Source organism: Pseudoalteromonas sp. Isolate3, from assembly GCF_022398505.1.
In the GTDB taxonomy this organism is placed as follows: domain Bacteria; phylum Pseudomonadota; class Gammaproteobacteria; order Enterobacterales; family Alteromonadaceae; genus Pseudoalteromonas; species Pseudoalteromonas apostichopi.
In genome coordinates, this window is record NZ_JAKEVN010000051.1 from 16,557 (window position 1) to 27,430 (window position 10,874).

Sequence of the window (10,874 nt, forward strand, 5' to 3'; positions counted from 1 at the left end):
GCATGCGATTTACTTGTTAGAAGGTTTACGTGAATGTGTTTGAAAATTTAAGCGGCTTTTATAGCAATTTATTCAGCTTTTTGCCAGTTTATCCTGTGAATACTGACTATAAACAGACTAAAGTTCATATTTATTTAACGTTTTCGCACTTTTTAACAACACACTCTAAAAATTGTCTGCAAATTCACAGTTTTTGAGATATGCATAAAAATCTGCTTTTGATTGCCAACCAGCAGCCAATAAACTATCGGAAATAATTTGCTCTTGCCAACTACTAAACAGGGCTTTTGGTTGGAAAACATAATAAGTAAAAAGCTTAATTGCGACCCAATGCTTTTCGTTGATATCAAGTTGCTGTTTTTTATGTTGCTCACTACCTAGTAAATGCTGAGTCCAGCTATTGTCGCCAATCAGCTGATTTAAATACATCGTCAGAGGTTCTTGGTTTAATTGACTAACACCAAATAAACAAGCCAGTGGCGGGCTTATTATCTGTTCTTCGGCTTGTTCAAAAATGGTTTTACGTGAAAGGCTAGTTGCTTGATGCTCGCAAAGGAACAAAACATAGGCATATAACGGCAAAGCAACCTGTTCAAATTGAATTGAGTCGATGTGTTTAAATAGCGCCTGGATAATTCGCACCATATTCTCAAGGCGCTTAGATATATGCTGAAAAAGCGGATGAGAGGTGGTTGCAACTAAGCGTTGAAATAAGACTTTTTGAATAATCGCAGGGGCGTTATCGTATCCGACCATAGATAAACAATGGCGTAAGTCTTTAGCTCTTTGCTGCTCTTTATTATAGGGCTTAACGGCAACAGTAAGCTGCGTAATCAATTCAGGGTAGGGGCTTAAAAGCTTATCTAAGCTACGGTAGCTGTATTCTTTTGATACTTTTAATGTGCTAATTAGCTCTAAATATTGTTGTCTACGTTGCTGATTTAAAGGCTGTGGCTCGGCAAAATTAATGTTTTCACTAAACCATACGGTGTATAGCAAACGAGTATCTTTACAAAGTCTTTGTTTGTCAAAAATAGTTAAGTTTGCTTTAAAGCGGTGCCAGCGAATTTTATCTGGGCAACTGGCATCAACTAAAATATGGCGGCCATGTTCATCTGTGGCTAAATAGATAAGCACCTGCTCTGCGTACTTTACTTCACTTGCTGGAATATAAGGACCAATATGAGCAATCAATGCTTTTATAGCACTTTGAGCAAACTCGTTCGGAGTGCGCAAGTAGATATCAGCCATAGCTTTGTGCATACTAATATGACCACCCGAATCGCGATAAGTCGTATTCATAGCAATAATATTAGCTAGAGCTACTAGGGTTGTTGCACCATCGTAAATCATAATTTTTGGTGCGCTTAATAGTGCTTGTTTATATTTATTTAAACGAGCTAATAAATGCTGAATAGAAAGCGTATGTGGGCCTGAGTCTTTGAGTAGTTTTGCGGCTAATTGATGACGACACTGCCAAAGCTTTTTATCTTGAGCTGTGAGTGTTTGGCCTGCGGCTAATTTATTGCTTTGTGATTGCACACATAGGTAATTGGCTAAACAACAGCTAATTATCTGTTCACTAATTGCTTGGTTGTAGTTAAGGCTGTGGCATAAAGTACAGGCAATAACACATTGGTTTACGACTAAATTGGTCGTGTAGCCGTGGTTCGCAACATACAAACTTAATTGCGCTTGCATGCCTTTTGGGCAGGCTTGATATAGTAGATAATACCGCTCGGCAAGATTACTTAGTATAGGGAAAATTTGTGACCATTTTTGCTTTTGATGATAAAGCTTGAGTAACTGGTGCGTACTATCAAATAAGCGTGCCAATTCTCGTGGCGTCACGTTTTCCATCATAAGCTGTTAGGTTTCTTGTTGATAGCTTTCATAGGCACTTGGTCCCCATAATACCAGCTGACCATTTTTAAAAAGTAGGCCTGTGCATTCATCTATAGTGGTTATCCCATCAGATTTAACATGCTGAGTGCGATAAAAAATAATTTGCCAAACATTGTCCTCAACTCGTTTAGCATAGGTTAGATCGGGGCTACCTAAATAATCAAGTACAGCATTGAGGTTTTCGGGCTTATCAATAGATAGTTTCGCGATATAGCGTTTATTAAAAGCTTCACGGTCTTGCCAAATCATAGCTTGCGGATCATCTTTATAAAAAGTGATCACTAGGGTTGCTATCAGTGCATAAACACCTAACCCAAGTACCAGATATTGGAAAACCTTTTTAAACATGTGTAACTCTATAAAACTAACGCGAATTTTCAGTATACGCCCAGTTAGCAAACTGTGCTACGAGATTGCGACTAATTGAGCCTTAACTGCTTTAAACTAAAGCCTAAGTTAATATCGGTACGCAGCATGACAAGGTTTTTTGATATCACAAACATGTCCATACCAGCACTAAGCTTACGTTTTAGTGTTGGGTTTAAATCATCGTCATTAATAGCTGCTTCAATCGACTCATAATCATTTATAAGTTGCTGCGCTGATTTGTTGCCAATGCCTTTGACCCCAGGTATATCATTGGTTTTATCACCTGCTAAGGCCCAAAAATCAGCGAGCCGATGCTTGGGTACATTAAAACGCTGCTTTATATCTTCAACGTCAAGATATTGCTTTTTAAAGTAATCATATATAGCTATTTGCTCAGATAAAAACGGTAAAAACCCTTTATCTGTAGAGACGATAGTAGAAGGTACATTATTAGTCGCAGCTTTATGAGCAAGGGTAGCAATTATATCGTCTGCTTCGTCATTATCTGGTGAGAAAATCACAATGCCCGTTTCTTCAATTGCTTGTTTAAAGCGTGATAAGTTTTGTTTGAGGGTATCGGGCATCGGTGAACGAGTGCTTTTATATGCTTCAAAATAGTGATAACGCCAGCTTTTTTCACCATCAAACACTGCAATCGCGTGAGTAGCATTCGTTTGCTGGCGTAGTTTTTTGCAAGCATGTGCCACTCGGGCACAGCTTGCTTTTATCATATGTTCTTCACTGTGATGACTCTGATTACTATCAACAGCATAGATGCGTCTAATAAGATTAAGCGCATCTATTAAAAGTAATTGGGTTGTCACATAGGCTCCTATTAAGCTTTGATCTCATAGCAAGGAATATATCTACTGCCTGGTAACTTCATGCGGCCTTGCTCAACAAATGCTGCCAGTAGTTTATCCATATCAGCCATAAGTGCAGGCTCACCACTTAACACAAAGCGGCCATGCTGTTTGATGGCTTGTAAGCCTTCGTCTTTAACGTTACCAGCCACGATGCCTGAAAACGCACGGCGTAAATTAGCAGCTAATTGCTGAGTTGGTTGATCTAAATGTAGATCTAAGCTCGACATATTAGCATGAGTCGGTGCAAACGGTTGTTGGAAATCATGATCGATTTTTAGCGTCCAGTTAAAGTAATATGCATCACCTTGGCTTTTACGATAGTCACGTACCTCGACCATTTTATCTTTTAATGTTTTACCAACACGCTCTGGATCGTCGATTATCACTTCAAACTTATCAAGTGCCGCTTTACCTAATGTTTTCTCGATGAATTTACACAGCTCAATAAAGTAGTTTTCACTTTCTTTAGGGCCTGTAAGGATTACTGGTAAACATTGTTTTTCGTTATCTGGGTGCAGCAGAATACCTAAAAGGTATAGCAACTCTTCAGCGGTACCTGCACCACCTGGAAAGATAATAATGCCATGAGCGGTGCGAATAAATGCCTCTAAACGCTTTTCGATATCAGGCAAAATAACCAACTCATTTACTATTGGGTTAGGTGGTTCAGCGGCAATAATGCTTGGTTCAGTTAAACCTAGATAACGGTTGTTAGTAATACGCTGTTTAGCGTGGCCAATGGTGGCACCTTTCATTGGGCCTTTCATTGCACCAGGGCCACAGCCGGTACAAATATTTAATCCACGGAGGCCAAGCTCATAGCCAACCTGTTTGGTGTATTTGTATTCAACCTCGTTAATTGAATGACCGCCCCAGCATACGATCATACTCGGGTCACTATTAACTCTAAGTGCGCCTGCGTTTCTGAGCATATCAAAGACCATATGAGTGATGGCTTTTTGTTCTGTTAGGTCTTTTTCATATTTTTGACAAATAAACAGAATATCGCGAATAACCGAGAAAATATGTTCATGAATACCGGTAATAATTTCGCCATCAACAAAAGCGGATTCGGGTGGGTTTTCAAGTTCAATTTTAATACCACGCTCTCGGCTTAATAAGCGAATATCAAAGTCTTCGTATTTATTGTAAATTTCTAAGCTTGAATCGGTGTGGCTGCCCACATTGAGAACCGCAAGCACACAGTTCCTAAATAATTTATAGCGCTCGCTGGTGGATGATTGTTCGAGTAGATCAACTTCTAGTTGCGATAGTAAATCCAGTACACCTGTTGGATTCAGTTGTTTTAACATAAGCACTCTCCCGGCTCGTCAATGAGCCTTTATCATTATGTGTCAAAGACCTCACATACTAGATGAGGCCTTTATTTGCTAATGCAAACTTTATTTCGTCCCTCGTTCTTGGCTTTGTATAATGCTTCGTCGGCACGGTCAAAGGCAATTAGCGGGGTATCACCTTTTTTCAACTGGGTTGCACCAGCAGAAATAGTGATTTCTACTTGCTTATCTTTGAATTTAAACGGAATACTTTGAATAGTCTTGCGCAGCTTTTCTAGCGGCACAGTCGCTTTTTCAATCGCCATTCCACTCATTAGTAATACAAACTCTTCGCCCCCGTAACGGGCAATGAAGTCTGATTTACGAATTGACTTTTGTAATGCTTTAGCAATCACTTGCAGTGTTTTATCACCAGCACTGTGGCCATATTGGTCATTGATTGATTTAAAGTGGTCAACATCAATCACTACAAATGTGATGTCTGATTCCTGCACATTAAATAAGTTGAACTCATGATTGAACCGCTCATCGAACGCAGAACGATTTGGTAACTTCGTTAGACCATCCAGTAAACTCTTAAAGCGTTGTTCATTAAGGCGCTGCTTGTAGGTCGAAAGCTTGCTTTCTAAATGACTAATACGGTTATTAATATCGTTGAAGCTGGCAAGTAAGTTCTCGCGCTCCGTTTGTTCTAGCTTTTCTTTAGCGATTAAATCATCACTTAATGATTTTAACTCTTCTTCTACTAGCTCTTTAAGCGAAGAAATAGATGTAGCCTGCTGTGTTTGCGTATGCAAGTTTTTAATCTTGTTTTCGATTTGTTTATTCAGCGTATCATATTCGGCGCTGAGAGATTCTGAGTGTTTACTAGTAGAAACAATTGAATGATGTAAATCTTCAATGGTCTGATTTAAAGAGATCAAAAAGCTCTGAGCTGATTGCCGCTCTTTACTCATATTGCGTGTAACGATGCTAATTATATTCAGCGCAGAATCAAGTAGGTCGTCAACACTATCATTATGGGTGATTTTGCTTTTGATGCTATTTATTTGCTCGGCACTTTCTTCCTCGAGCACTAAGTCATTAGCAAGAGATAAAAGTTGCGTGGCAAGTTCAGGCTTGATTTGTGCTTCAGTTTTGCTTGTCGTTGCAAGTTTGGCTTGTAGGGCTTGATGATAGATAACCACTAACTTTGAGAGTAACGGAACAAAGTCATGATTAGACTGAATATTATTTAATTCGTGGTCGAGTAGATAACGCAGCGAACGACGGGCATCATCAGGCAGACCTCTCACTTTTTGTAGCTGCTTACCAGCGTCAGTGACACTATCATTCAGTTCGCGTTGAAGTGCCATTTGCTTAGTTTCTTGGTGTTTTAACAGGCCAAGCACATCATCTATTAGCGGTGAAAGTAAATCGAAATTTACACCTTTTTTTAACGCATTTCTAAATTTAGCCAATCGATTGTCTAGTTCAATGTCTAGTCCCTTACAGCTGAGTGATAGTTTCGCTGCAAATTGAGAAAGGACTTCAACTTGATGTTTGCGCGCATCTTCGACCACTGCACGAGCGTCGATCGCTTGCTTTAGCTTTTTATTAAGAACATCATGCTGTTGCTGCACCAAGTAATACCGCCATCAAATTTCAAAAATTGCTATACGATAAGTTTACAACAAATTAATACGAAATGTAGTTTCCAAGTCAAAAACTTAGCTATTTTGTCTATCAAACTTGTTGCAATGGTTGTTTATCGGTTTTTAATTCACATTTTTTCTCGCAATTGTTAGTCTGTTTTGCAATTTTGATAGTAATAAAAAGAGTTGTTATGAAAAAGTTTTTGGCAATGTCTATCTTGGCGGCCTGTTCTAACAGTGTGTTTGCAGATGTAAACTACTCACTGTCTATCACTCAGCCAGAGCACCACCTAGGTAATGTAAGTGTTGAGTTTCCCCAAACCGCACAAGCACATTTAGATATTAAACTTCCAGCTTGGCGTACTGGCCGTTATGAAATTTTAAATCTTGCCAATGGTGTACGCTTTTTCGAAGCAAAAGATGATGACGGTAAAGCATTAAAGTGGGAAAAAATTGACCACAGCACTTGGCGTGTTCATCTAAACGAGCCAACTCAAGTAAATGTAGACTACCAAGTATACGCTAACGAGCTAGGTAAACGCGCTCGACATATTGATGACAGTCATGCATTTATTGATGCATCTGGCTTTTTTATGTTTAGTGAATCATTCCGTCAAGACCCTGTGACTGTAAAACTAAACGTACCAAAAGAATGGCGTTCAGTGTCGGGGATGGAAAATGCGGGTTCTAAACATAGCTTTAAAGCTGCAGATTACGACATTTTAGTTGATTCACCAATCGAGAGTGGTATCAATGAGCTACATAAGTTTAGCGTTGATGGTCGTGAATACGAACTAGTTATCTGGGGTGAAGGTAACTACGACGTAGATCAAATGCTAACCGACCTTAAAAAGCTCGTTACAACTGGCAATGTAATTTGGGATAGCTACCCGTATGAGCGTTACGTATTTATGGTACATGCAACGTCAGGTGCCGGCGGTGCAACAGAGCATTTAAACTCAACAATTATACAACGTCCTCGCGATCGTTTTGGTTCTCGTAAAGATTATCTTGCGTTTATCAGCACCGCAGCACACGAATTTATTCACACTTGGAACGTAAAAGCGTACCGTCCTAAAGGGATTGCACCGTACGACTACACGAATATTAACTACGCGAAAACATTATGGATTGCAGAGGGCTCAACCAGCTACTTTGAGGATCACTTAATGGTTCGTGCAGGTATTGAAACAATGGATGAGTTCTTCGGTACATTAACCAAAACAGTTAATCGTCACTTACAAACACCGGGTCGCGAAGTACAAAGCGCAACTGAAACTAGTTTTGATAAGTGGATTAACCAAGGCGGCGATCATGCACGCAACTACAGCACCAATATCTATTTAGAAGGTTCATTGATCTCAATGGCGCTTGATATTGATTTACTAGAAAAGAGCGACGGCAAAATTAGTTACCGCGATGTTCACCGTGCACTTTACAACAAACACCGTTTACCAGATGGTTTTACGCCTGATGATGTTAAAGCGATTTTAAAAGAGCTAACGGGTCGTGATTACAGCGCATGGTGGCAAGCGAATGTGGATGAGCCAGCAGCTATCGATTTTGATTCACTACTTGCAAAAGTGGGGTTAGGTTTAATTCGCCCAGAAGGTGCAAAATCAGTACCTAGTATTGACTCGTTCGCTAAAAACAGCGGTGAGTTATTAACCTTAACTCATGTTCGCCGTGGCGGCGCTGCATGGCAAGCGGGCTTAACTACAGATGATAAAATCGTCGCGTTTAACAAAAAGCATGTTGGTAAAGATTTAACAGCCAGCCTTGAAACGTTTAAAGCAGGCGACACAGTGACTGTTGATTTCATTAGACGTGATGCATTGCAAAGTACGACACTGACACTTAGTGAAGACTTTGATAAAGAGAAAAAGGTACAAGCATTAAAAGATGCAACACCAGCTCAAATGGCATTGTTTAAAGCATGGATGGGCGTTGATCACCCAAACCTAGCAAAATAACTCGTTAATGGTTTTTGATTGGTAAGAGAGGAGCTGCGGCTCCTTTCTTTTTGTTTGGTGTTTGTTGCGCTTTTATAAACTGCTTAGTGTATTTTGCATTTTGTAGAGTGCTTTGGAGTTGCTGCTTTTTTCGTCGCCAAAACGATTTGTTAACTTTGTCTGTTCGGTCTCGAATATCACTTTGTGGATTATCGGGTTGTGATACTGGGTAGGGCAGCAATGAGTATCCATATACGCCGGTTTCCCAAACATGCTGTAAATCACAATCAACGGGGCGGCCAAATGTGGCTGTGGCCTTTAAAAGTGATTTTGCACCTTCCAAACTAACAGCAGTTGCACAGCAGCCAGACATAAGCTTTTTATGAATGACTAAATGCTGCTCATCAGCGAGTTGTTTTGTGAAAGCAATGTCGCGATTGCGGTCTTTGTAAGCAGCCAATTTTATTAGCTGCCAAGGCTGTTTTAATGTATTAATGTTGTCAATTGCACTGTGAATAGAGCGGTCGAGAACAAAGTCATCTTCTAAAATAATGGCGTAATCTAATTGCCTATCGACAATGGTTTGCCATGCTTTTCTGTGACTTAAGTAACAGCCAATTTCACCTTTGCTCAATGGCTTATGATATTTTTTTAGGTTTAAATCAGCACTATAGTGCTTGGCTATCTCTTTATCAGACAGCTCTCTTCCATCAATTGCATCAAGGCGTTCAAATGCCAAATTCTGTGCGTTGAGCTCATGGCTTACACGGTTTAATCGTTCAGTAGAGCTTGCTAAGTTGATTACAAAAATAGCGGTCATTATCGTTACCTGATGGTCAGTTTGAATCAGGCTAACAAGCTTTAATGACGCTTGGGTGTCAGAACTATTTCGTTTTTATGTCAGGGCGAGGGCTATTTAAAATCACTTTTTTTTCTTGCTCGGATAAAATGATCCAATCAAAAATTTCATCATTACTGCGGCCACAGCCAGTGCAAAAGCCATTTAGGCGATGACATTGGCCGATGCAATCTGTTTTGAATTGGCTGGTTGGTTTTTTTGAATTTGTCATAGTGATGAGAAGGCTAATGTAGCCTTCAAGAGTATTTTATTAGCCTTCAAGGGTATTTTATTTGCCTTCAACGGGTTTACCAATTTCAAGAGTGGTAGACCAAGGCTGTTTACGCGATAAGGTTTTACCCGAATGAATTGAGATAACAGGGTTGTTTTCGTCAAGCACAAACGTGGTGCGTAACGATTCTGCAGACTCTTTTTGTGTTTGATGCCAATTATTACCTGCTAAACAAGCTTGGGTAAAATTAACCGCACGGGTGTGATCGGCCACAGCTTGCTGCTGTTGCTCATAGTTGCCTACACAACGGTAGGTGACATTGTCTTTACCAAGCGCCGTGATTTGACAGTTATCAGCAATAAGGTTGTATTTTGCTGTCCATGTTTCCATGTATTTAGTATTTACACGGCTACGTTTTAAGCCTTCAAAGCGGTTGTCGTAAGCACCTAATAGGGCGTTGATTTTCTCGCAAGGGGTTAAGTTATCAATGGCAACTTGTTGTTCAGTTGTTAGTCCTGTACAACCTGTTAAAACAAGGCCAGTTAGTAAGGCGACGAGTGGCTTTTTCATATCAGGCTATCCTTTTAAATAGCAGTTCCTTAAACGTTTTCTAGAGGATACCTAAGCCCTTGTAAAAATGCTAATAAAGATTAAGCTGCTTGCAATTTTATGTGTGAAGTTATTACAATTAAATTTCGGATAAAATCCAAGGATCATTTATGCAGCAACAAGAAACGCAATCTTTTCTTGATTTCTTTAGAGATAGATTAACAAACCCCGCTTTATTTACCTATTTTTGGGTTTTAGGAGTTTTCCATTGGAAGTTGATAGGATGGTTTTTATTTGAACCTTTGGAATTTAGCTTAAAGTTACAACGATATAAGTCATTAGGATTTGAGATCAATTTCATTAACCCATTGTTCATCACAATACTTGTCATTATTTTTTCTCCTTTGATGAATAACTCGGTCGAATTTATTAAAAGAGCATGGGATCAAGCTTTTTCATGGATTCTCAAGAAAATAAATTGGAAAGAACTAGTTGATGCTGAAGATTATAATAATCTTTTAAATACTAATGAGAGTTTGAGAAGTGATAAAAGAGGTATGCAAGATCAGCTAGATAACCAAATAGGAAAGTTAAAGCAGAGTGAAGCTGATTTGAGTTCAAGAATTAAAGGGTTAGCTGATTTGGAGACAGAGAAAAATAAGTTAGAAGTACAAAACACCAAACTAAATAATGAATTAAATCAGCTTCAAAATGAAAGCCAAGAAAAAATCAAAGTAACTAAAAATGAAGTTGAGGAACTCAAGTCAAAGTTTGAGCTGCTTAGTGAGGAGCATAAAGAGATTAAATCTGAAAATGATGAATTAAAGAAAGATAAGCTAAGTTTAGAATCTCAGATAATCTCATTAAAGAAAAGTAGCTCTATTTATAATCAAACGGACCTTTTTGAAAATACAGCGGCCAAAACAAAGCCTAGCCAAGAGCAATTTTATCCTATAAGAGGCTTGGAAATTGATGGAAATAAAATAGATGTATTTGATTTAAATGAATGGGGGGATTACCCCCATATAATAGGCCTAGAGAAAGATGAGCTTTATCAGGTTAAGTTAAATATTGATTCAAATAAATTAGAGAAAGGAGATTCGATTCTATATTTCAATGGTCACACTTCTTTTGAAATAAACGAAGGGACTGAGATTGTTGAGTTCCCATTTGATAGAAATGAACAATCAATCGTTTTGACGGTATCTGGATTATCAAAGTTTAATAATAG

Annotated in this window: 10 protein-coding genes; 2 read left to right on the forward strand and 8 right to left on the reverse strand. The window is 39.0% G+C overall.

From position 1 onward, the window contains the following. Window positions 1-165: 165 nt before the first annotated feature. The 5 genes from L1D46_RS11555 to L1D46_RS11575 form a co-directional block, all read right to left on the reverse strand. Window positions 166-1,863, reverse strand: a complete 1,698-nt coding sequence (locus L1D46_RS11555; RefSeq protein ID WP_130052653.1) for a hypothetical protein — start codon at window positions 1,861-1,863, stop codon at window positions 166-168. 6 nt (window positions 1,864-1,869) lie between these two features. Then, window positions 1,870-2,253 carry a DUF3192 domain-containing protein gene (locus tag L1D46_RS11560; protein ID WP_054563904.1) on the reverse strand — a complete coding sequence of 128 codons (384 nt, stop codon included), beginning with the start codon at window positions 2,251-2,253 and terminating at the stop codon, window positions 1,870-1,872. 71 nt (window positions 2,254-2,324) lie between these two features. Beyond that, window positions 2,325-3,098: a flap endonuclease Xni gene (xni, locus tag L1D46_RS11565; protein ID WP_130052652.1), complete on the reverse strand. Its 774-nt coding sequence runs from the start codon at window positions 3,096-3,098 to the stop codon at window positions 2,325-2,327. Window positions 3,099-3,109: 11 nt separating this feature from the next. After that, window positions 3,110-4,453: a nucleotide 5'-monophosphate nucleosidase PpnN gene (gene ppnN, locus L1D46_RS11570; RefSeq protein ID WP_130052651.1), complete on the reverse strand. Its 1,344-nt coding sequence runs from the start codon at window positions 4,451-4,453 to the stop codon at window positions 3,110-3,112. 71 nt (window positions 4,454-4,524) lie between these two features. After that, on the reverse strand, window positions 4,525-6,060 hold the full coding sequence (locus L1D46_RS11575; RefSeq protein ID WP_130052650.1) for a GGDEF domain-containing protein: 1,536 nt from the start codon (window positions 6,058-6,060) through the stop codon (window positions 4,525-4,527). Between the two features lie 203 nt (window positions 6,061-6,263). Between L1D46_RS11575 and L1D46_RS11580 the strand changes: the two genes are divergently transcribed. Beyond that, entirely contained in the window at window positions 6,264-8,045 is a 1,782-nt protein-coding gene (locus tag L1D46_RS11580) for a PDZ domain-containing protein (protein WP_130052649.1), read from the forward strand. A 4-nt stretch (window positions 8,046-8,049) separates the two neighbouring features. Here L1D46_RS11580 and L1D46_RS11585 read toward each other — a convergent pair whose 3' ends face one another. The 3 genes from L1D46_RS11585 to L1D46_RS11595 all read right to left on the reverse strand — a co-directional run bounded on the left by L1D46_RS11585 (window position 8,050) and on the right by L1D46_RS11595 (window position 9,664). Beyond that, complete coding sequence (locus L1D46_RS11585) at window positions 8,050-8,844, reverse strand: glycosyltransferase family 25 protein (RefSeq protein WP_130052648.1); 795 nt, start codon at window positions 8,842-8,844, stop codon at window positions 8,050-8,052. A gap of 64 nt (window positions 8,845-8,908) precedes the next feature. Further along, the gene (locus tag L1D46_RS11590; protein WP_130052647.1) at window positions 8,909-9,094 is read right to left on the reverse strand and encodes a DUF1289 domain-containing protein; all 186 of its coding nucleotides are present in this window, start codon (window positions 9,092-9,094) and stop codon (window positions 8,909-8,911) included. A gap of 57 nt (window positions 9,095-9,151) precedes the next feature. Further along, the gene (locus L1D46_RS11595; protein WP_130052646.1) at window positions 9,152-9,664 is read right to left on the reverse strand and encodes a hypothetical protein; all 513 of its coding nucleotides are present in this window, start codon (window positions 9,662-9,664) and stop codon (window positions 9,152-9,154) included. 149 nt (window positions 9,665-9,813) lie between these two features. Here L1D46_RS11595 and L1D46_RS11600 point away from each other — a divergent pair. Further along, a partial coding sequence (locus L1D46_RS11600; RefSeq protein ID WP_239977576.1) for a hypothetical protein occupies window positions 9,814-10,874 on the forward strand: 1,061 nt, incomplete at its 3' end.